A 23,694-nucleotide genomic window follows, 5' to 3' on the forward strand; every position below is an offset into this window, starting at 1 on the left:
CTTTGTGTCTTCCTTTTAATCAAATCATTAATATTTGTACATACAACTGTTAAATATAAAAATAAGACATTTAGTTTTGAATACAAAAAACTAAATTTGTGAGTTCACTTAAAAACCAAAATCTATTAATTATAGTTTTACCAAAATCTTATGAAAATAAAGAACCTTGTTTATGCCTTGCTAATAATCGGAATTGGAGGATTTATTGCCTATCGAATTGTATCCAATAAAAATAAGAATGACGAATCTAAAGGTCAGAATAATAAAAACAATCCAATTACTGTTTCTGGAGTTGTAGTAGATACTCAAACTTTTGATAATAATTTATCTTTATCAGGATCTATTGAAGCTAATGAACAAGTAGAAATTAGAAGTGAAGTTTCTGGAATTGTTGAAGGTATTTATTTTAATGAGGGAAGCAATGTGACTAAAGGTCAGGTTCTTTTTAAAGTGAATGATTTAGAATTGAAAGCACAATTAAAACAAGCGACTACCAAAGAGAGTTTAGCTGCAGAAAATGCTAGAAGAGCTAAATTGCTTTTGCAAAAAGAAGCAATTAGTCAGGAAGAATATGATGTTGCTAAAGCTGATTATGCTTCTGCACAAGCACAAAGTCAATTAATTCGCGCGCAAATTGCAAAAACAGCTGTAAAAGCTCCTTTTTCTGGAAAGATAGGATTGCGTTCTATTTCTCCAGGCACTTATATTACACCAACAGTCTTGGTTGCTAAATTGGTTAACACAAGTAAATTAAAAATTACATTCTCGATTCCAGAGAAATACGCAAGTCAAGTAAGAGAAAATTCAATTATTACCTTCACTGTTTCGGGATCTAATACATTATATACAGCAAAAATTTATGCAATAGAGCCAGAAGTTGCTGTAGAAACAAGAACGCTTCAGATTAGAGCTATTGCAGAAAATAAAGACGGTAAATTATTTCCAGGAACATTTGCTGATGTGAAATTACCATTAGATATTATAAAAGACGCAATCGTAGTTCCTACTGAAGCAATTATACCAGTGCAAAATGGTAAAAAAGTTTTTATCTCAAATTTTGGTAAAGCCAAAGAAGTAATGGTAGAAACAGCTACAAGAACTGATGCATCTATTTTGATTCTTTCGGGTTTAAAAAAGGGAGATACCGTTATAACAAGTGGTGTTATGTCATTAAAAAATGATAATCCAATTAAAGTAAAAGTTAAATTATAAGTTATGAATTTGAAATTATAAGATTTGGTGCTTTTACTAAATCTTAAATAATAAAAAAACATAATTCATTCCCCCATTTATAATTCAAAAAAATGAGTTTATCAACTACAAGTATAAGGAGGCCCGTATTAACAATTGTTTTAAATCTTGCAATTGTATTATTTGGTCTTATAGGATATAGCTTTTTAGGTGTAAGAGAGTTTCCGTCTATTGATCCAGCACAAGTTTCTGTTCGTACTAATTATACGGGAGCAAATTCGGATATTATAGAATCGCAAATTACTGAACCGCTTGAAAAAGCAATTAATGCCATTGATGGAATTAGAAATATTACTTCATCAAGTGTACAAGGAAGCAGTAATATTACTATCGAGTTTAATCTTGATAAAAACCTTGAAGAAGCAGCAAATGATGTTCGTGATAAGGTATCACAAGCAGTTAGAAGCTTACCTCAGGACATAGATGCTCCACCAGTTGTTTCTAAGGCCGATGCTAATGGTGAATCGATCATCTCTATGACAGTTCAGAGTGATACGCGTAGCGCTCTAGAATTAAGTGATTATGCTGAGAACGTTATTTCGCAGCGATTAGAAACAATTCCAGGGGTAAGTGGTGTTCAAATTTGGGGGCAAAAGCGTTATGCAATGCGTTTATGGATTGATCCTATAAAGCTAGCTGCATATGGATGTACAGTTTCAGAAGTTCGTAATGCCTTAAATGCTCAGAATGTTGAGTTGCCTTCTGGGAAACTTACAGGGAATAATACAGAGTTAACGGTAAAAACAGTTGGTAATTTATCTAAAGCTGAAGAATTCAACAATATAATTATTCGTTCTGAAGGCGAAAAAATAGTTCGTTTAAGCGATATTGGACGTGCTGAATTGGGACCTGAAAATACAGAAACAAAACTGAGCCAATCTGGGCTTCCTATGATAGGTCTTGCAATTGTGCCTATGCCAGGAGCTAATTACCTTGATATTTCTAAAGAGTTTTACAAAAGATACGATGCGCTAAAAAAAGATCTTCCTAAAGATATTAAACTTGATATAGCAATTGATAGTACTCTTTTTGTTAAGAAATCGGTTTTAGAAGTTGCCGAAACCTTAATGATATCTATTGTTCTGGTTATCTTAATTATCTTTTTATTTTTTAGAGATTGGGCAATTGCATTCAGACCTTTAATTGATATCCCTGTTTCTTTAATAGCAACATTTTTTATAATGTGGCTCTTTGGATTTTCGATTAACGTATTGACATTATTGGCAATTGTTCTAGCAACAGGACTTGTAGTTGATGATGGAATTGTGGTAACAGAGAATATCTTTAAGAAAGTTGAAGAGGGAATGTCACCAATTGAAGCTGCTATCAAAGGATCAAATGAAATTTTCTTTGCTGTAATATCTATTTCAGTAACATTAGCGGCGGTATTTTTACCAGTAATATTTCTGGAAGGATTTGTAGGGCGGCTATTTCGAGAGTTTGGTGTTGTAATTGGTGCAGCAGTATTAATTTCGGCATTCGTTTCTTTAACGTTGACTCCAATGTTAAACGCTTATTTGATGAAAGGTGGCGAGCAAAAAAAGTCAAATTTCTATCTTAAAACTGAACCTTATTTTGAAAAATTAAATAGTGGCTATGCTGAAGCATTAGGTCGTTTTATGAAGAAAAAATGGTTAAGCTTTCCTATTATTGCTATCTGTTTTGGTTTGATTTATTTGTTTTTTAGCATTTTACCAAAAGAAACTGCTCCGTATGATGATCGAAGCGCACTTGTTTTAAGTGTTACTACACCTGAGGGATCTTCATATGAATATACTGATCGATTTATGCAAGAACTAGGACAGCTGATTGATGACTCGATTCCAGAGAAAAAAGTAAGTTTAGTAATTACTTCTCCAGGATTTGGATCTTCGTCTGTAAATAGCGGAAGAGTTAGAATTGCGCTTAAAGAGCCTAATGAAAGAACTCGTTCTCAAAGAGAAATTGCTGAAAAATTGACCAAATGGACCAAAAGATATTCTGAAGCAAAAACCTCAGTAACGGAGCAGCCTACTATTGCAGTAAATCGTCGTGGAGGATTGCCTATTCAATATATTATCCAGGCACCTAATTTTCAGAAATTACAAGAGAAGATTCCTTTGTTCATGGAGGAAGCTAATAAAAATGATACTTTTTCGGTAACAGATGTAAACTTAAAATTTAATAAGCCTGAAATTAATGTAAGTATCGATCGTGAAAAAGCTGAAAGTTTAGGTATTTCTATTATTGATATTGCACAAACATTACAGCTTTCTTTAAGTGGTCAACGTTTTGGTTATTTTATTAAAAACGGAAAACAATATCAGGTAATTGGGCAATTTGATCAAAAAGATAGATCTAAACCATTGGATTTGACTTCGATGTTTGTGAAAAACAAAAAAGGACAATTAATACAAATGGATAATGTAGTTACAATTGAGGAGCAAAGTAATCCTCCACAATTGTATCATAACAATAGATATATGTCGGCTACCATTTCGGCTGGTTTAGCTCCGGGAAAAAGTATCAGTGACGGAATTGACGCTATGAATGAGATAAAAGCTAAAGTTTTAGATGATACTTTTACTACTGATTTAGGAGGAGAATCACGAGATTTTGTTGAAAGTAGCTCTAATACTTCATTTGCATTTGGATTGGCTTTATTATTAATATTCTTGATATTATCAGCCCAGTTTGAGAGTTTTATCGATCCACTTATTATTATTTTGACTGTACCGATGGCTGTTGCAGGAGCTTTATTTTCATTATGGTTATTTAATCAAACATGGAATATCTTTAGCCAAATCGGAACCGTAATGCTGATTGGTTTGGTTACCAAGAATGGTATTTTAATTGTTGAATTTGCTAATCAATTGAGAGAACAGGGCAAGCCTAAATTAGAGGCTATTTTAGAAGCATCAGAAGCTCGATTAAGACCAATTTTAATGACGAGTTTGGCAATTGCATTAGGTGCTTTGCCGATTGCAATGTCACTTGGAGCAGCTTCTACAAGCCGTATAGGAATGGGAGTTGTTATTGTTGGAGGTACTATTTTTTCTTTAGTTCTTACTTTATTTGTAATTCCAGCAATGTATTTAATGTGGTCTAAAGCCCGTAAGCATTATCCTGAGTTTGACCATATAGAAGAATACGAAAAAGAAAGTAGTAAATAATCTCGAACTTATTTTAAATAAAAATAGTAACCACGAATCGCTTTTAAATAATTTTGATTTGCAGATTCGTGGTAATAAATATAAAAATGATGTACACTAAAACTCTATTTAAATGCTTGGTTTTGTTACTTTTTTGTGTTGTAAAAAGCAATGCACAAGAAGTTCTTACTATAGAAAATGCAGTTAAAATAGCATTAGATAATAATTTTGAAATAAAAATAGCCTCAAATAATTTAAAAATTAATGAAACTAATGTGGCAATAGGAAATGCTGGGATGCTCCCAAAAGTAACAGCTAGCGTTGTAGATAATAATAGCATTCAAAACACATCTCAAATTCGTCAGGACGGAACTTCGACTTCATTGAGTAATGCAAAAAATAATAGCTTAAACTATGGTGTCGGATTAGATTGGACCATATTTGATGGTATGCGAATGTTTGCTCAATTGGATCAGCTTAAAGAGCTTCAAAAATTAGGTGACGCTGAATTAAGACGCACTATTTTAGTAAAAGTTGGACAAGTAAATTCAACATACTATGATTTGGTTCAACAGCAACAACAATTAGCGGCTTTGGATACTACTATTGTAATTTCTAAGCAAAGACTGACTTTGGCTCAAAATAGATTTTCTATTGGGAAGGCTTCAAAATTAGAGGTGTTAAATGCTCAAGTTGACTTAAATACGGATCAAGTTTCTTTATTGAGACAAAAGGAATTATATGCAAACACAAAGATTTTATTGAATCAGATTTTAGCTAGAGATTCCAAAATTGACTTTAAAGTTATGGATCAAGTTGTTGTAGATAATACTTTAATTTTAAATAATTTACAAGAATTAGCTAAACAACAAAATCCGCAATTGCAATCTCAAATTATAAATATTAGGATTGCCGAATTACAGTTAAAACAAGTAAAAGCAAACCGCTACCCTACTGTTAAATTAAATACAGGTTATAATTTTGCAGAGAGTCATTCTAGTTTAGGTTTTACAAGTGAATCTACTGCTAGAGGACTAAATTATGGTTTTAGTGCTTCTCTGAATTTATTCGATGGTTTTGCTCAACATAGAAACGAAAAAATTTCTAAGCTACAAATCGATAATACTAAATTTGCTTTAGAGCAACAAAATCAAATTTTAAGTACACAATTAGCTACTTCTTATCAAACTTATCTAACGAACTTAGAGTTGATTAATTTAGAAGAAAATAATGAAGCTATTGCTAAACAAAACTTAGATATTACTCTGGATAAATTTCGTATTGGAACCATTACCACTCTTGAATTTAGAACGGCACAGCTTAATTATGTGAATGCAAAAGTGCGTTATAGTAATGCTCAATTTGAAGCAAAATTATCTGAAATCGCTTTAAAAGAATTAGCAGGAAATATTAGTTTTTAGTCTAAATTTGCTTTAAAATATTATTAAATGATATCATATAATACGAAAGACTGGTTTACTTTTATTTTTCATTTCCATAAATCAGATACTGTTAGGAAATTATTCCCTATCATGATTGCTATCGCAATTTACTCTAGTGCAGTTGGTTATCTTGAAATTTACTATTTTAAGATAGGTAAAAACGACTATATTCAGAATATTCCGATTATGCATGGAATGCTTGGTTTTGTAATTTCGTTGTTATTAGTATTTCGAACAAATACTGCTTATGATCGCTGGTGGGAAGGTCGAAAACAATGGGGAAGTCTTGTAAATAATAGCCGTAATCTGGCAATTAAACTTTCGGCAATCTTAAAAGATGAAAATGACAGGAAGTTTTTTAGAAAATTTATTCCTGTATATGCTGATGTTTTACACAAGCATTTGCATGATTCAGAAACTGGAAAACAGCTTTTTGAAGATGTAGATTTAGAAATAGATCATCATAAACACAAACCAAACCAGGTAAAGAGAATCATGTATCATAAAATAAATGATTTGTATGATGCTAAGAAAATATCTGGTGAACAACTCATTATCATAAATGATGAGTTCAAAGCTTTTACTGATGTTTGTGGTGCTTGCGAGAGAATAAAAAACACTCCTATTCCCTACTCTTACAGTGCATTTATCAAAAAATTCATATTCTTTTATATAATGACTTTGCCTTTTGGTTACTCTATTAGTCTGGGTTATTATGTTGCTCCTGTGGTTGTTTTTGTTTTTTATGTGCTAGCGAGTTTAGAGCTTATTGCCGAAGAAATAGAAGATCCATTTGGTGAAGATGAAAATGATTTGCCTACTAAAAAAATTGCTGAAAATATTAAAAAACATGTTGAAGAGTTGATTTAATTTAACGTTAAATCTTCTTTTCATATGATTATTTTGTTTAAATTTAAGCTTTCGTCTTAAAATTTAAAGCAATGAATAATCAGCCTTTCTTAATAAATCCGCTCCAATTATCAAAAGAGAAATCCTTAAAAACTCTGGTTGAAAACAGGACGATTTATAACTTGAATCATTGTGAGTTAAATATCTTCGAAACATATCAATCTTCTACTTTAGTTCCTTTAAAGTTTGATGATTTGGTTGTAACTAGTATGCTGAGAGGAAAAAAGATAATGCATCTTTTTGAAGATCCTGAATTTGAATATTTACCTGGGCAAACTGTTGTTGTTCCTGCAAACGTAGAAATGAAAATTGATTTTCCGGAAGCAACAAGAAATAATCCTACGCAATGTCTAGCTTTAGCTATTGAACAATCTAAGATTACAGAGACATTAAATTTCTTAAACGAAAGATATCCCAAAGAAAATGATCTGCTTTGGCAATTAAATTATCAAAATTATTTTTTTTATAATAATGTTGACATGGCCGCTGCTATCAATAAGCTCATTAAAGAATGCATGAGTACATCTATTACTAAAGATATTTTAGCAGATTTAACCCTCAAAGAATTATTGATTCGTATTATACAAACGCAAACGGTAAAATCTATTGATGAAGGAATAATTATTCAAGCTAATAATCCAATAAAAGAAGTTACAGAATTTATCAAGCAGAACTTGAAAGAAAATATGAATCTAAAGAGCCTGAGTGAGAAAGCTTGTATGAGTACAGCCTCTTTCTATCGTTTTTTTAAGAGAGAATTAGGAATGAGTCCGATAGAATTTATATTGAATGAAAAAATAAAATGTGCCAAAAAGTTATTAAAAAACCCTTCAATACAAATTAACGAAGTCTGCTATTTATCGGGATTTGAAGATGCTAATTATTTTATCAGGCTATTTAAAAAACACGAAGGAATTACGCCAAAGCAATATCAGTTGTTGTTTATTAATTAGGGACTTTTTTTTAAGGTTCAAAGGTTTTGAAAAAGGTTCAAAGCGACAAAGGTACAAAGTGACAAAGGTTCAAAGCTAGAAAGGTTCTGAGGCTCTAAGGTTTCTATCGAAACGTGAACCAATCTAACTTGTTATAAAGAAATTTTAGCAAAACACAATCATAATCTTGTCACCCTGACGCAGGAAGGGTCTCCGTAAGCAACTCGACAATTATTGTGCAAAAAAAAGACGCACTACTGTACGTCTCTACAAAAAACCTTAGAATCTTAGTGACTCAGAGTCTTAGTATCTTAAATAATAATTTTAACAGGCTCTAACTCCTTCTCTTCTTCTTCAGTGAAAATTCGATATTCTATTTGAAATGTTTTTTTTAATGGTGTTTCCAATGAGAATCCACCTACTCCAAATGCATCAATTACATTGAGTGTAAAATGCGCATGTTTCCAATATTCGAATAAATCTTTATCAACCCAAAATTCAGTGTTTTCAATTGTTCCAATGCATACGTCTCCTGTCCGTTGATAAAAGCCACCTTTCTCAAAACATTGTGGTTGTGTTCCTTCACAACATCCGCCAGCTTGATAAAACATTAATTCACCATGTTTTTCTTTTAGTATTTTTATCAATTCAATAGCCTTTTCTGAAGCATCAATTCTTTTTATCATGATTTTAGGTTTTAAAAAAAGCAACAAACTCTTTTGATTATAGAGAGTTTGTTGCTTTCATGATTTAATTAAGGTTTAGCGATTTCAAGTACAACCCTTCCTTCAATTTGTCCCTTTTTCATTTTATCAAATACATCATTTACATCTTCTAATTTTGCAGGAGTGATTGTCGCTTTTACTTTTCCTTCTGTAGCAAATTCTATTGCTTCTTTCATGTCCTTACGTGTACCTACAATTGAACCACGAATTGTAATTCTGTTTAAAACAGTATCAAAAATTGATAAATCAAAGTTTCCTGGAGGGAGTCCGTTAAGTGCCATCGTACCTTTTCGTCTTAAAGTTTCAAGACCTTGCTTGAAAGCTATAGGCGAAACAGCCGTAATTAATGCCCCATGCATTCCACCCACTTCCTTTTTTAAAAATTCTCCAGGATTTTGATTTTTTGCATTTACTACTAAGTCTGCTCCAAGTTTTTTGGCTAAATCAAGTTTATCATCGGCAACATCAATTGCAGCAACATGCATTCCCATTGCTTTTGCGTATTGTACAGCAACGTGACCTAAGCCTCCAATTCCAGATATAGCAACCCATTCTCCTGGTTTTACCTCAGTTTCTTTTAGCCCTTTGTACACTGTTACTCCAGCACATAGTATTGGTGCCATTTCCATGAAATTTACATTTGATGGTAGAATACCAACATATCTTGCATCGGCAATTACATATTCGGCAAAACCTCCATCTAAGCTATAACCTCCATTTTGTTGGGTATCGCATAAGGTTTCCCAGCCTGTAATACACTGATCACAGTCTCCACAAGCGCTATAAAGCCATGGTACACCTACAGCATCACCTTCTTTTACATTTTTCACATCCTGACCTAGAGCTACAACATAACCTACGGCTTCGTGTCCTGGGATTAAAGGCATTTTAGGTTTTACAGGCCAATCTCCTTCTACGGCGTGTAAATCGGTATGACAAACTCCACTTGCAATAACTTTTACAAGAATTTCGTTTTTTCCTGGGCGTTTTACTTCAACTTCTTCAATTTTTAAAAGAGAACCAAATTCTCTTACAACTGCGGCTTTCATTGTTTTTGGCAACATAATAGTATTGATTTATAAGACCAGTACGTTTATATACCAGTCTTTGGTTTATATAATATTAAAAGAAACCTAATTTCTTTTTGTCATAAGAAATTAGCATGTTTTTAGTTTGGCGGTATTGTCCTAGCATCATTTTGTGGTTTTCACGACCTATTCCAGATTGTTTGTATCCTCCAAACGGTGCGCCTGCTGGGTATGAATGGTACTGATTTATCCAAACTCTTCCGGATTGAATCGCTCTTGGTACTTGATAAATTTCATGTGCATCACGTGTCCAAACTCCAGCTCCTAAGCCGTACATTGTATCATTTGCAATAGCAATAGCTTCTTCGGTAGTTTTAAACGTGGTTACAGCTAGGACAGGTCCGAAAATTTCTTCCTGAAAGATTCTCATTTTATTATTTCCTTTAAATAAAGTAGGTTTGATGTAATAGCCACCTTCCAGGTCTCCTCCTAAATTATTTTCTGCACCACCGGTAAGTAGTTCTGCGCCTTCTTCTTTTCCTAATTTTATATAAGAAAGGATTTTTTCTTTTTGTACAATAGATGTTTGTGCTCCTATCATTGTTGTTTTATCCAATGGATTCCCTGCAATAATAGCTTCAGTTCTTTCTATCACTCTTTTGATAAATTTATCATAGATATCTTCATGAACTAATAACCTAGATGGGCAAGTACAGATTTCTCCTTGATTCAATGCAAACAAAACGGCTCCTTCTATGGCTTTATCGAAGAAATCATCGTCATGATCGGCTATAGATGGAAAGAAGATATTAGGTGATTTTCCTCCTAGTTCTAGTGTAACTGGAATTATATTTTCGGTAGCATATTGCATCACTAATCGACCTGTGGTTGTAGAACCTGTAAATGCAGCTTTTGATACTTTTTTATTTGTAACCAATGGTCTTCCAAGCTCTGCACCAAATCCGTTCACGATATTTAATACTCCTGGTGGAAGAATATCGCCTATAAGTTCCATTAATACTAATATAGAAATTGGAGTACTTTCAGCAGGTTTTAAGACAATTGTATTTCCAGCGGCTAATGCTGGAGCAATTTTCCAGACTGCCATTAAAATTGGAAAATTCCAAGGAATAATTTGTGCTACTACTCCTAATGGTTCACTTAAAGCAATTGAAACTGTTTGTGAATCTAATTCTGCAATTGAGCTTTCTTCAGCACGTATTACTCCTGCAAAATATCTAAAATGATCTATGGCTAATGGGATATCAGCAGCTAGTGTTTCTCGTACTGGTTTTCCGTTATCAACAGTTTCTACAGCGGCGATATATTCTAAATTATCTTCTATTTTTTGCGCTATCTTATTTAGTAAAATGCTACGTTCAGTTACTGAGGTTTTTCCCCATGTTTTAAATGCTTCATAGGCAGTATCTACAGCTAAATCAATATCTTCTTTCCCAGAATGTGCTGCTTTTGTAAAAACTTTACCGTCTATAGGAGAAATTACATCAAAATATTCTCCTTTTATTGGTGCTACAAATTTTCCACCAATGTAATTATCGTATTTTACCTTAAATTCAGGTCTTTTTACTAGAGTACTCATAAAATATCTTTTTTTTGGATTCATTTCAAATTTACTTTCAAACTTTTATAAAGAATAGCACAATTCATTCATCTAATAGCACAAAAAATGCAGATTCGTTTTTATAGTCAAACTTTAATACTCTATTAGTAAAATATTATGATAAAAAATAGATAATATTTAAAATAGTATAATTTAGGCTTAATTAAAAAGAGCTGTAAAAAACCAAATAAATTGTTTTCTACTACAATGTGCAATGCTTATATTTGTAAACTTATTCAAGAATAATATTACTCAAATGAAAATATCTTACAACTGGTTAAAACAATTCATTAAAATAGACTGGAAATCTGACGAAACATCTGCTTTGCTTACTGACTTAGGTCTTGAAGTGGAAGTGGTTGAAAAATACCAATCAATAAAAGGAGGATTAGAAGGTATTGTTGTAGGGCACGTATTAACCTGTGTACAGCACCCAGACGCTGATCGTTTAAAAATTACAACTGTTGATATAGGATTAGAACAACCAATACAAGTAGTATGTGGAGCGGCCAACGTTGCTGCAGGACAAAAAGTTCCTGTTGCTACAATTGGAACTGTTTTGTATGATAAAAGCGGAGAATCTTTTGTTATTAAAAAAGGGAAAATACGCGGGCAAGAAAGCCATGGAATGATTTGTGCTGAAGACGAATTGGGTCTAGGAACTGGTCATGATGGTATTATGGTTCTAGATGTAACTTTGGTTCCTGGTACTCCTGCTTCTGAAGTTTTTAATATTGAAAACGATGAAGTTTTTGAAATAGGATTAACTCCAAACCGTGCCGATGCAATGAGTCATCTTGGTACAGCGCGTGATTTGCGAGCAGGATTATTACAAAGAGGTCAAAACGTAGAGTTAATTACACCGTCTGTAAGTAATTTTAGAGTTGACATGCGAACTTTAAAAATTGATGTAAATGTCGAAGAACCTTCTTTGGCTCCAAGATACTGCGGAGTTACCATTTCTGGAATTACAATAAGTGAATCTCCAAGTTGGTTGCAAAATAGATTAAAAGCTATTGGAATTACTCCTAAGAATAACATTGTAGATGTTACTAACTATGTTCTTCATGAATTAGGACAGCCTTTACACGCCTTTGATGCTAGTAAAATAAATGGAAAAATCATCGTAAAAACGGTCCCTGCTGGTACTAAATTCGTTACTCTTGATGACGTTGAAAGAACATTACACCAAGAGGATTTAATGATATGCGATGAGAAAGGTCCGTTATGTATTGCTGGTGTTTTTGGAGGTAAAAAATCGGGTGTAACAGAAACTACCACTTCTATATTCTTAGAGAGTGCCTATTTTAATCCTGTTAGTGTTCGTAAATCAGCTAAAAGACATCAATTAAATACAGATGCTTCTTTTAGATTTGAAAGAGGAATTGATCCTTCAATTACTGCATATGCGTTAAAGCGTGCTGCTTTATTGATAAAAGAAATTGCTGGTGGTGAGATCACTTCTGATATTGTTGAGATCTATCAAAAGAAAATAGAAGACTTTTCAGTTTTCTTAAACTTTAGTCACGTATCAAAAATTATTGGACAAGAAATTCCAAAAGATACTATCAAAAAATATTAGTGTCTCTTGATATTAAAGTTAACAGTGTGTCTGAGGCTGGCTTAGGGCTGACGATTCCTGCTTACCGTGTTGATGTGCAACGTGAAATTGATGTTATTGAAGAAATTCTTAGAGTTTACGGATATAATAATATTAATTTCTCTAAAAAATTCAATGCAACAGTTTCTAATTCACCAAGAACGGAAGATTATAAGGTACAAAATAGTATTGCCGCACAATTGAATTCGCAAGGTTATCATGAAATGATGGCTAATTCACTGACGACTCCTTCATATGCTAACCTTTCTGCTTTGTTGAAAGAGGAGCATAATGTTACAATTTTAAATCCTCTAAGTGGTGATTTATCAGTAATGCGTCAATCGTTATTGTTTTCTGGATTAGAAGCAATTTCATATAATATCAATAGAAAAAATTCGGATTTAAAATTATTTGAATTTGGTAAATCATACCATAAATTTCTTAATGGATATGAAGAACACAAGCATCTTACTTTGTTTATTACCGGAAACAGAAATAAAGAAACCTGGACTAATGGGCAGCAATCTACTGATTTCTTTTTGTTAAAAGGATATGTAAACGGTGTTCTTTCTAGATTGGGAATTGACAAAATCAATAATATCCCATCACAATCAGATGTTTTTTCTGAAGGTGCCGCTATTGGATATGGACATGACACTTTGGTTGAAATGGGTGTTGTAAAAAAATCAATTTTAAAACACTTCGGAATTAAGCAAGAGGTTTTTTATGCAGATTTTAACTGGGACTTAATTTTGAAAATAATCACAGGAAAAATAAAATATACTGAGATTCCTAAATATCCCGAAGTACGTAGAGATTTAGCTTTATTGATTGATAAAAATATAAGTTATGATAGTATTTATACTCTAGCAAAACAAACAGAGAAATCATTATTAAAAGATGTGAATTTATTTGATGTTTACGAAGGTGAAAAACTTCCTGAGGGAAAAAAATCGTATGCATTAAGTTTTACTATTCAAGATAATACTAAAACGCTTACTGATGCTCAAATTGACAAAATCATGAGCAAATTAAAACAAAGTTTTGAAACTGAACTTGGCGCAAGCTTGCGTTAGTAAAATATAGGATTATATTAAAGATCCGCTGAAGAATTTTAAAGTTCTTTAGCGGATTTTTTTTGCTTTTATCTTAACGAAAGAGTTTGTTTTTAATTTTATAAATATAGTTTTGACCGCTTTGTTATATTCTACTTATTTTCTAGTTGGCTTTTTTGAGAAAAATATTTCTACAATGATTTGATTTATAGATCATTTTAAGTTTATTATTTACTATTATTTTTAAAATAATTTTATTTAGAAAATATAATAGTTTCTTATTAGAACAATCATTCTAATTATATACATTTGCACTATTATGGCACGTAAAAAAGAATTTGATCCCGTTGAAAAGTTAGAAATAGCAAGAGATGTCTTTTGGGAAAAGGGATATCATATAACTTCCATGGAAGATTTGGTTACTCATATGCAGGTAAATCGCAGAAGTATGTATGATACCTATGGAGACAAACACAAACTATTTATTGAAAGTTTGTGCAATTATGCTTTAGAGACTTTTGAAGAATACAAATTGGCTGCCCATGGCGAAAACTCTCCATTAAAAGCTATAAAACTAATTCTGAATAAGGCTATAAAACGTTCATTTGAAGAAAATAAAGTTTGCATGATTGTTAAGACTTCTTTTGAGGTTGGTGCTCTAGATTCTGACATTTTGGAATTATTGAAACAATTAAACCAAAAGTTGATTCTAATTTTTGAAGATTTAATTGTTTTAGCACAAGAACAGAATGAAGTTGGAAAAAATAAAAATGCAAAAGAATCTGCGCAATTTATTGTTGGTTCATTGGCAGGATTATGGCAAATGCAGATTTTATATAATGACTTAGAAATGGTTCAAAAAATGGCAAAACGCCTTATCGAAAGCTTAGAATAATTTTTTTAAATAATTATAGAACGATTATTCTATAATTATTTTATTTGTTATGCCATTATTAGAAGCATAAGTCTTAATTGTAGAACGATCATTCTAAATATTTATTAAAATAAAAGAAATGATAATGAGCAATAATTAAAATAGGAACAATCAATTAAAATTAGAAATAATGGAAAAAACGAAACATAGTGAAAAGGAGAAAATTTTACTTACCTATATTTTAAAGCATCAGCAAGACAAAAACCTAAATTCTATAATTGATGTTCTAAACAAAAATCTATTCTGGGAACTTTTCCCTCCTAAAGGAGTCGAAATCTTAAGTTGGAATGTTTTAATAGGTTTAGGTCACGTAGTGGTTTTGAGGTTTCCAGTATCAAGGTTGCGTGAAGTGAATCTTTCACTAGAAAAAGGAGCTTGGGGAGCTTTTAATACAGAAGCATATAGTACCTATGATTATACAGATGCTTTAGAAGAGAAAAAAAGCAAAATACAATCATTTTAATAACACATAGTTTTAAGATTAAAAAATACAATTTAAATAATTGATTATGGAATTAGGTTTAAGTATGTTTGGCGATCTGCACATTGATCCGATAACAGGAATAAGACAATCTGGCGAACAACGTTTAGCAGAATTGATAGAAGAAATCAAGCTTGCTGATGAAATAAAACTAGATGTGTTAGGTATAGGAGAACATCATAGAGAGGAATATGCAATATCAAGTCCTGAGATTGTTTTAGCAGCAGCGGCAACAGTAACAAAGCAAATAAAATTAAGTAGTTCAGTTACAGTATTAGGATCATCAGATCCAGTTAAACTTTATCAAAATTTTGCATTAGTGGATTTGATTTCTAATGGCAGATCTGAATTAATGGCAGGAAGAGGCAGTTTTACAGAATCATTTCCTTTATTCGGGTATGACTTAAGCGATTATAATGCTCTGTTTGAAGAAAAATTAGATTTATTTCTTCAAATTAATAGCAAAGAAACAATTAATTGGAATGGTCAATTTCGTGCGCCTTTACAAAATCAAAAAATTTTCCCAAGAGCTGTAAACAATAAAATACCCGTATGGATTGCAGCTGGCGGAACACGTGAATCTGCTATTAGGGCTGGACGTTTGGGATTACCAATCGTTTTTGCTGTTATTGCAGGGACACCTTTGTTGCATTTTCAGCCTCTTTATGAATTGTATAGAGAAGTATATGAAAAATCTGGACATGATATGGATCAATTTCAGGTAGGAATGTTTTCTCATGGTTTATTTGGGGATGATTCTAAAACAGTTAGTGACTATTATTATCCATTATATGCCGCACAAATGGATAGAATTGGTAGAACGAGAGGATGGTCTCCTTTTCATCGCAATCAGTATGATTTTGGACGATCTAAAGAAGGAGCCATGTTTGTAGGCGATGCTGAAGAAACAATTGATAAAATTTTATATGCACAAGAGTTATACGGAATCACCCGCTTTTTTACGCATATGGATGTTGGTGCCCCCTCTCACTTGCATTTAATGAAATCAATTGAAATTTTCGGGACTAAAATTGCGCCAAAGATTAGAGAAGTATTGCATAAAAAATAACAAACAAAAACAATGAAAAAGATAAAAAAAATAAGCCTTTGGAATGGTGATATGCCCACGACTAATGGATTGTCAGGTCAAGAGATTTTTACTCCAAATGAGATTATAGAAATCTCTAATATTACGGAAGCGGAGTTAACAATATATCATCCTGAAAACAAAATAAATACTGGAATTGCAACAATTATTTGCCCTGGAGGAGGCTATGCAGGATTGGCAATAAATACAGGTAATGATTTTGCAGCTTGGTTAGCTTCTATTGGTATAACTGGTATTGTATTAAAATATAGATTACCAAATGGAAATAAAGAAGTTCCTCTTGATGATGTGCAGCAAGCGATATCTTACGTACGCAAAAATGCTTTAGAATTAGGTATAGATAAAAATAAAATTGGAGTAACTGGATTTTCTGCAGGAGGTCATCTAGCTGGACTGGCTTCAACTTTATTTTCAGAAGAAAAAGAAACGAATCGCCCAGATTTTTCTATCTTGCTTTATCCGTTAATTACTATGGGGGAAAACTCTCATAAAGATTCAATTGAGAATCTTTTAGGAAGTCATCCTTCAGAATCTGAAATAGAAAGGTATTCTTGTGACAAGCAAGTATCTATTAATACTCCACCAGCATTGATTTTAGTTAGTGATGATGATATGGTTGTTCCGCCAATAAATAGCATTATTTATTACGAATCTCTAAAAAAGCAGGATATTAATGCCGCTTTATATGTATTTCCGCAAGGAGATCATGGTTGGGGACTTAATGGATTGAATATGTTTGGAAAAGATTTCAAATATACTGAGGAAGTCAAAACTTTAATAAAAAAATGGATAAATGAGTTATTTTCATTTGCGTAATTTTTAACTGAGACTTTTAGTATTTTGAAAACTAAGGGGTCTCTCCCCTTTTTAAGAAATCAAAATGAAGTCTGATTCAATTTACTTATAAAGAGTATTAAAAATCCGCTAAAGAATTTAAATATTCTTAGAGGATTTTTTTGTTTGAACAGTTTTAAATTTTGTTTTAACTAGCGAGTAAGCTTTTATAATAGCTTTCTACATCTCTCCAGTTATAATAAGGCGCTATATCTGTTTTTACAGTTGGCACAAGAATTTCTTTTTCATGAAGAAGAAATTTTACAAGTATATCATCTGATTTTGGTTTTCGGAAAAATACAATTTGAATATTACCAGCCATAGGTGCTACCTTAAAATCGCTCCATGCTTCATAAAATTTATCTGTATCAGAAATACTGTTATAGGTTCCTTCTAAATGTAACAGCATTGCTAGTGGAATTATATTACCATCATGTGCAAAACGCAGCGTTGCTCCTTTTCCTTTTGATGCTATTATTTTATTAGCATTTTCTAAAATATTTTTTAAAGTTGGTTTTTGATTTTCAAACATGAGTCCGTTGTTGATGGCTGCATTGGCATCATTTACATACAAGCGATAGTTAGTACATTGCCATAAATCAAAAAGTTCTTGTTTTTCGAACAAATCATAAAAGTTTTGTTTTGTTTCTACATTTTGCATCCCTCCTGCTATAGCAAATAATTTTTTCATAACAGTTTCAGGATTCACTTTCTTGATAATATAATCATTGTCAGAAAATAAAGAATTGACTAAACGGTCTGGTTTGATATGTTTTGCTTCAAATTTTTGATACTCTTCTTTCCATGTGTCTTTTGCAGATCTAAATGCTATTGCTTCTGGTGTATGGTAGTTTAGATAACGTTGCCATTTTATACCTGAATTTCTAGAAATTTGTAGGCTTGGATTAAACTCTTTAATACGTTCACAAAAAGCATCCATACTTAGGGCAACACGTACTACCGTCGTAGCACTGGCGTCTACTTGCGCTTCTTTTGTGAATACCTTTGGATAAAGATTATACATGCGTTCTGCAATACCCCTTTGTTCTTGTACTCCTATAACTGAAAGATCTCCGCCTCTAAATTCAACCTCACTCCAAAGTTGTTGTAAACGTTTTAAAACGTCTTTCCCTAGATCAGTAAGTGCAGCATTTTTGTTTGCATTCTCAAACAGATCCAATACTTCTTTGTAATCATTATCACTTATTAAATAGCGAGAACCATGACGCCCAAAATGACTTATATAAAAAGCTTCATATCCTTTTGGTGCTGGCGTATATGCTACAATATCTTTTGAAGGATAAGCATAATAAACACCAGCTGTTTTCTCTGGTGTTTCAAACATTTCTTGCTGAGTTGTTTGAGCTAATACAATTGAAAGATTAGCTAGTATGAATAATAAGGATAGGCGATTTTTTTTCATTTCAATTTAATTTTAAACAAAACAAATATATTCTAAAGTTTGGATTTTATTTTCACAAAAAGCCCCCAAATAGTGTTTAACTCTTTGGGGGCAATTTAGTATAGTCTAAGGACTGTTTACTTTGATTCTTTACTAGTCATTAGTTCTTTTATGTATTTTACTGGAGCACTACCATAGCTTAAGAATTTTTCATGAAATTCTTTTAGATTGAATTTCGTTCCTTGTTCTTTTTTTAATGATTCTCTAAAATCATAAATCTCTGTATATCCTGTAAAATAAGAGCATAATTGTACTTGTGACAATGTAGCACGTTTCCATTTTCCATCAGCTTCAGCTTGCTGTTGAAAAGCTTCTTTAGTTAATAGAGCTAATGCAGCATCTTTAGACATGTTTTTTGTGTGCACACTATAATCTAATATAGTATTACAAGTTGTTCTAAGATTCCATTTGTAATACATCAACCACATTTCGTCTGAGTTTTTGTATCCACTTTCAAGCATCATTCTTTCAGTATATACAGCCCAACCTTCGATCATTGCACCGTTTCCTAAAATAGATTTGATGATACTAGGCGATTGATTGCTGTAAACTAATTGTGTGTAATGTCCAGGAATTGCTTCGTGAATATTAAGAATTTGCAAAATGTAATCGTTGTATTCTCTTAAATAGCTTTCAGCATTTTCGGCAGTCCAACCATTCATGCTTCCAACATTATAATAGGTATTTGCATTTTTATCGTAAGGGCCTGGAGCAGATATTGATGCTCCTGCAACACCTGCCATATAAGCTGGTTCTTTTCTAACTACAAGTGGTTTAGATGGATCTATGTAAAGTAAATCTTTAGCCTTTACGTAAGCCACAAGCTCTGGGATTTGTTTTTCAATTTCCGATTGAAATTTCTCAGGAGTTGTATGTTGCAATGAGATTTTATCAATTACTTGTCTAATTAACTCTAGTTTATCTTTTGGTTTTGCATCTGTACCTTTGTATTTTGTCCAAAGTTTATCGGCAAGAACAAACATCTTACCATGCAAATCATTTTTATGGTTTACAGCAATTTTATAAATTTCATCAGCAGTATATCCTGACTCAATATCAAAGTTGAATTTTTTAGCATATAATTCGGAACCTAATCTAAAAGAACGAGGTGTTTTATTGTCTAGTTGTTTTAGCCAGTTTGCATAATCAGTAATTGCTTTTACAGAAACATTTGCTTTGTCAATAATACTCTTTTTTTCTTCGGCTGATAATTTACTTTTGCTTAAAGCAGCTACTAAATCTTCTTTAAAAACTGAAACACCACCTAAATTTTGATCTATTGCAAGTGCAGTATGTTCTTTGGTAGGGTTTTCAATATTTGATTTAGCTGCTTCATAATAAGCAGGAATTCCATTCATTTTTAAATTAAAATTACGCAATCTCACATCTAGAGAATCATATTTTCCATTTAATATTTCAGCAAAAGAGCCACAAACATTATATGATGATGGATTCCACTCAGATGATTTAAGCTCATTTATACTAAAAAGAGTGCTTTCTAGCTGATTTTTAATCATGTATAAATCAGTTTTGTTATTATCAGAAAGCCCTTCTAATGGATATTGTTTTAATGAATCTAATTGAGAATTAGCAAAAGCTATTTGTTTCTTTTGATTTTCAGCATTTGGAATAACCAAAACACTATCAAATTTATGATATCCTTGGCTGGCTGCCCAATCAGGATTTAGTTTCCATAAGTCAGTAATAAAACCTTCCTTATATTTTTCAAATTTTTCATTTGTCACCTTATTGTCACCTGATTTAGCATTTTTATTGCAGGAAACAAGTAAAGCAACAACAACAATAGGAATAAAAAGTTTTTTCATATATATAATGTATTTAACTGCTAAAGATAAAAAATGATCTTTATGGTATGCTAATTTTATTTTATTAAATGGAATTGAAAATTATATTCTCGTAAAGATGTGAAGACACAAAGAAAAGTAGTTCATAGGCTACTTTTCTTTGTGTCTCTACGGGAGAGATGTTTTTTAAATTTAATGATCCTAAGCAGGAACGTTTGAACCTTTGTTGCTAAGCACCTCCGAAGCTTTAAGTAATTTAATAAGCTAATAAATCTAAAAGTTCTTTCTCAAATCTGCCTTTTGGTAAATATTGATCTTCTAGTGCTTTTGTAAAAGGAATTGGAGTATCTAAACTTGCAACACGCTTAACAGGTGCATCTAGATAACGGAAACAATTTTCCATTATTAATGATGATATATCACTGGCAATACCACCAAAAAGTGAATCTTCCTGATAAATTATTACACGTCCCGTTTTCTTAACCGATTCATAAATTGCTTCTGTATCCAAAGGCTGTAACGTTCTTAAATCTAATAAATCTGCTGAAATATCTGGATTTTTAGTAAGTGTTTCTAAAGCCCAATGTACAGCAGCTCCAAATGCAATAATTGTAACATCATTTCCTTTTTTTAACAAAGCGGCTTTTCCTAGCGAAATTGTATAATAATCTGTAGGTACGTCTTGATAAACGCTTCGGTATAATTGCTTATGTTCAAAGAATAAAACCGGATTTGGGTCATTAATAGATTCGTTTAATAAGCCTTTAGCATCATATGGGAAAGCAGGATAAACGACTTTTAGACCTGGAGTTTTTGTAAACCAAGCTTCATTGGTTTGCGAATGAAATGGCCCTGCCTGAGTACCGCCTCCACAAGGCATTCGAACTACAACATCGGCATTTTCTAACCATCGGTAATGTGATTTTGCTAATAAATTTACAATTGGATTAAATCCTGTAGAAACAAAATCGGCAAATTGCATCTCAACAATCGCTTTGTATCCATTTATTGAAAGTCCCATTCCGGTTGAAACTACAGCACTTTCACAAATTGGTGTATTCCGCACACGATCTTTACCATATATTTCTACAAAACCATCAGTTATTTTGAAGGCACCGCCATATTCAGCAATATCTTGCCCCATAATAACCAAATTGCTATGAAGCTGCATTGATAAGTTTAAACTTGACGAAATGGCATCTATAAATCGAATATTTTTGGTTTCTAAGTCTGGTGCAATCTCTTTATAGTTGTACGGTTTGTAAACATCATTTAGTTCTTCTTCATAAGAAGCTTCAATTTCTGGTTCTTCATTTGCAAGAACTAGACTTTCATCTATATCTTTCTTAATTTCAGCATGCAATTGTTCATCATATGCTGTGGTTAATACTCCTATCTCAGTTAAAAAGTCCTTATAATTATTTACAGGATCTTTTACTGCCCACATATCCATTAAGTCTTGCGGAACATATTTTGTACCACTCGCCTCTTCATGTCCACGCATTCTAAATGTTTTAAACTCTAATAAAACAGGTCGTGGTTTTTCTATCATTGACAGTTTTAATTCAGATAAAAGATTATAAACTTCTAATATGTTATTTCCATCAATAATATGACTTTCTATACCATAACCTACTCCTTTGTCGGCTAAGTTTTCACAACGATATTGCTCGTTTGTAGGAGTCGAAAGTCCATAACCGTTGTTCTCAATGACAAACATTACAGGTAATTCCCAAACAGCGGCAATATTTAATGCTTCATGAAAGTCTCCTTCGCTTGTTGCACCTTCTCCTGTAAAAACAGCAGTTATTTTATTATTCTTTTTTAATTTATTGGCTAAAGCAATCCCATCAGCAACACCTAATTGAGGTCCTAAGTGAGAAATCATACCAATAATCTTATATTCTTGTGTTCCAAAGTGAAAACTTCTGTCACGTCCTTTGGTAAAGCCATTGGCTTTTCCTTGCCATTGCGAAAAAAGACGGTATAGTGGAATATCTCTTCCTGTAAAAACACCCAGATTACGGTGCATTGGTAAGATGTATTCGTCAGAGTCCAAAACGGCTGTAACTCCTACAGATATAGCTTCTTGTCCTATTCCAGAAAACCATTTAGATACTTTTCCCTGGCGGATTAGGATGAGCATTTTCTCTTCTATTAATCTTGGTTTTAATAATCTCTTGTATAAATCTAAAAGCTGTTCGTTGGTAAGTTCTTTTCTGTCAAAAATCATTTTTTGGTTTATTATTTAGTCAATGAATGTTGTAAAAATATAACAACTTGGTTATATTTTGTTATATAATTATTAATTATTCGCATTTGTTGAAATAAAAATAACAAATTAGTTTTACATTTGCTCTAAGATATGGTTTCTAACCTTATCAAGTTATCAATAAATATGTAAAGTATGCAAAACATTCCTAGTGTAGACTTACGTGATTTCCTTTCGGACAACCCGGAACGTAAACAAAAATTTGTAAATGAAATCGGAAATGCATTTGAAAACATTGGCTTCGTTGCCCTAAAAGGTCACTTTTTAGATGATCAGTTAGTTGACGAACTTTATGGCGAAATTAGAAAATTTTTCGCATTGCCAATAGAATCTAAACATAATTATGAAATCCCAGGTATTGGAGGTCAGAGAGGTTATGTTTCTTTTGGTACAGAACACGCCAAAGGGAGAAAAGAAGGTGACTTAAAAGAATTCTGGCATTTTGGTCAGTATGTGAGTGAAAATTCTAAGTATGCTTCAGAATATCCAGAAAATGTTGAAGTTACAGAATTGCCTAAATTTAATGCTGTTGGTAAAGAAGCGTACCAAATGCTTGAAAAAACTGGAGTTTATGTTTTAAGAGCTTTAGCATTACACCTTGGATTAGATGAATTTTACTTTGACAAATATGCCAAAGACGGAAATTCAATCTTACGTCCTATTCACTACCCACCAATTACATCGGAACCTAAAGATGCAATTCGTGCTGCTGCTCACGGTGATATCAACCTTATTACCTTATTAATGGGAGCACAAGGAAAAGGATTACAAGTTCAAAATCATGATGGAGAATGGATTGATGCCATTGCCGAAGATGATCAATTGGTAATTAATGTTGGAGACATGCTTTCACGTCATACCAACAACAGGCTAAAATCGACTATTCACCAAGTAGTTAATCCACCAAGAGAATTATGGGGAACATCTCGTTACTCAGTTCCGTTTTTTATGCACCCAGTAAGCGATATGCGTTTGGATTGTTTAGAAAACTGCATTGATGCCGAGAATCCTAAGAAATTCGAGGATATTACTGCTGGAGAATATTTATACGAACGTTTGGTAGATTTGGGTTTAATCAAAAAATAATCTTTAAATTTACCTAAT

16 protein-coding genes and 1 pseudogene are annotated in these 23,694 nt (G+C 32.4%); 11 read left to right on the top strand and 6 right to left on the bottom strand.

Features of this window, described 5'->3' with window-relative positions; translation table 11 throughout:
* Positions 1 to 150 precede the first annotated feature (150 nt).
* The 5 genes from EAG11_RS06715 to EAG11_RS06735 all read left to right on the top strand — a co-directional run bounded on the left by EAG11_RS06715 (position 151) and on the right by EAG11_RS06735 (position 7,686).
* On the top strand, positions 151 to 1,212 hold the full coding sequence (locus tag EAG11_RS06715) for an efflux RND transporter periplasmic adaptor subunit (protein WP_129538498.1): 1,062 nt from the start codon (positions 151 to 153) through the stop codon (positions 1,210 to 1,212).
* 92 nt (positions 1,213 to 1,304) lie between these two features.
* On the top strand, positions 1,305 to 4,403 hold the full coding sequence (locus EAG11_RS06720) for an efflux RND transporter permease subunit (protein ID WP_129538499.1): 3,099 nt from the start codon (positions 1,305 to 1,307) through the stop codon (positions 4,401 to 4,403).
* An 89-nt stretch (positions 4,404 to 4,492) separates the two neighbouring features.
* A complete protein-coding gene (locus EAG11_RS06725) occupies positions 4,493 to 5,803 on the top strand; it encodes a TolC family protein (RefSeq protein ID WP_129541043.1) in 1,311 nt (436 codons plus the stop codon).
* Positions 5,804 to 5,830: 27 nt separating this feature from the next.
* Positions 5,831 to 6,694 (top strand): bestrophin family protein, encoded by an 864-nt coding sequence (locus tag EAG11_RS06730; RefSeq protein WP_129538500.1) that lies wholly within the window; start codon positions 5,831 to 5,833, stop codon positions 6,692 to 6,694.
* A gap of 71 nt (positions 6,695 to 6,765) precedes the next feature.
* Positions 6,766 to 7,686, top strand: a complete 921-nt coding sequence (locus EAG11_RS06735; protein WP_129538501.1) for an AraC family transcriptional regulator N-terminal domain-containing protein — start codon at positions 6,766 to 6,768, stop codon at positions 7,684 to 7,686.
* 290 nt (positions 7,687 to 7,976) lie between these two features.
* Here the strand turns inward: EAG11_RS06735 and EAG11_RS06740 are convergent, their stop codons facing one another.
* The 3 genes from EAG11_RS06740 to EAG11_RS06750 form a co-directional block, all read right to left on the bottom strand.
* Positions 7,977 to 8,351 carry a DUF779 domain-containing protein gene (locus EAG11_RS06740; protein WP_129538502.1) on the bottom strand — a complete coding sequence of 125 codons (375 nt, stop codon included), beginning with the start codon at positions 8,349 to 8,351 and terminating at the stop codon, positions 7,977 to 7,979.
* Positions 8,352 to 8,419: 68 nt separating this feature from the next.
* Entirely contained in the window at positions 8,420 to 9,454 is a 1,035-nt protein-coding gene (adhP, locus tag EAG11_RS06745) for an alcohol dehydrogenase AdhP (protein ID WP_129538503.1), read from the bottom strand.
* A gap of 58 nt (positions 9,455 to 9,512) precedes the next feature.
* The gene (locus EAG11_RS06750; RefSeq protein WP_129538504.1) at positions 9,513 to 11,018 is read right to left on the bottom strand and encodes an aldehyde dehydrogenase family protein; all 1,506 of its coding nucleotides are present in this window, start codon (positions 11,016 to 11,018) and stop codon (positions 9,513 to 9,515) included.
* Positions 11,019 to 11,295: 277 nt separating this feature from the next.
* On the opposite strand from EAG11_RS06750, the pseudogene pheT reads away from it, so the two are divergent.
* The 5 genes and pseudogenes from pheT (at position 11,296) to EAG11_RS06775 (ending at position 17,033) form a co-directional block, all read left to right on the top strand.
* A pseudogene (gene pheT / locus EAG11_RS06755) lies at positions 11,296 to 13,715 on the top strand (phenylalanine--tRNA ligase subunit beta).
* Positions 13,716 to 14,013: 298 nt separating this feature from the next.
* The gene (locus tag EAG11_RS06760) at positions 14,014 to 14,589 is read left to right on the top strand and encodes a TetR/AcrR family transcriptional regulator (RefSeq protein WP_129538505.1); all 576 of its coding nucleotides are present in this window, start codon (positions 14,014 to 14,016) and stop codon (positions 14,587 to 14,589) included.
* Positions 14,590 to 14,758: 169 nt separating this feature from the next.
* Complete coding sequence (locus EAG11_RS06765) at positions 14,759 to 15,091, top strand: hypothetical protein (RefSeq protein ID WP_129538506.1); 333 nt, start codon at positions 14,759 to 14,761, stop codon at positions 15,089 to 15,091.
* A gap of 46 nt (positions 15,092 to 15,137) precedes the next feature.
* Positions 15,138 to 16,178 (top strand): LLM class flavin-dependent oxidoreductase, encoded by a 1,041-nt coding sequence (locus EAG11_RS06770; protein ID WP_129538507.1) that lies wholly within the window; start codon positions 15,138 to 15,140, stop codon positions 16,176 to 16,178.
* A gap of 12 nt (positions 16,179 to 16,190) precedes the next feature.
* Complete coding sequence (locus tag EAG11_RS06775; protein WP_129538508.1) at positions 16,191 to 17,033, top strand: alpha/beta hydrolase; 843 nt, start codon at positions 16,191 to 16,193, stop codon at positions 17,031 to 17,033.
* Between the two features lie 166 nt (positions 17,034 to 17,199).
* Here the strand turns inward: EAG11_RS06775 and EAG11_RS06780 are convergent, their stop codons facing one another.
* The 3 genes from EAG11_RS06780 to EAG11_RS06790 form a co-directional block, all read right to left on the bottom strand.
* On the bottom strand, positions 17,200 to 18,474 hold the full coding sequence (locus EAG11_RS06780; RefSeq protein ID WP_129538509.1) for a histidine-type phosphatase: 1,275 nt from the start codon (positions 18,472 to 18,474) through the stop codon (positions 17,200 to 17,202).
* A 116-nt stretch (positions 18,475 to 18,590) separates the two neighbouring features.
* Positions 18,591 to 20,339: a DUF885 domain-containing protein gene (locus tag EAG11_RS06785; protein WP_129538510.1), complete on the bottom strand. Its 1,749-nt coding sequence runs from the start codon at positions 20,337 to 20,339 to the stop codon at positions 18,591 to 18,593.
* A gap of 235 nt (positions 20,340 to 20,574) precedes the next feature.
* The gene (locus EAG11_RS06790) at positions 20,575 to 22,551 is read right to left on the bottom strand and encodes a thiamine pyrophosphate-dependent enzyme (protein WP_129538511.1); all 1,977 of its coding nucleotides are present in this window, start codon (positions 22,549 to 22,551) and stop codon (positions 20,575 to 20,577) included.
* A gap of 174 nt (positions 22,552 to 22,725) precedes the next feature.
* Between EAG11_RS06790 and EAG11_RS06795 the strand changes: the two genes are divergently transcribed.
* Positions 22,726 to 23,676 (top strand): isopenicillin N synthase family oxygenase, encoded by a 951-nt coding sequence (locus EAG11_RS06795; RefSeq protein WP_129538512.1) that lies wholly within the window; start codon positions 22,726 to 22,728, stop codon positions 23,674 to 23,676.
* Positions 23,677 to 23,694 lie beyond the last annotated feature (18 nt).

This window comes from Flavobacterium sp. 140616W15, from assembly GCF_003668995.1.
Taxonomy (GTDB): Bacteria; Bacteroidota; Bacteroidia; order Flavobacteriales; family Flavobacteriaceae; genus Flavobacterium.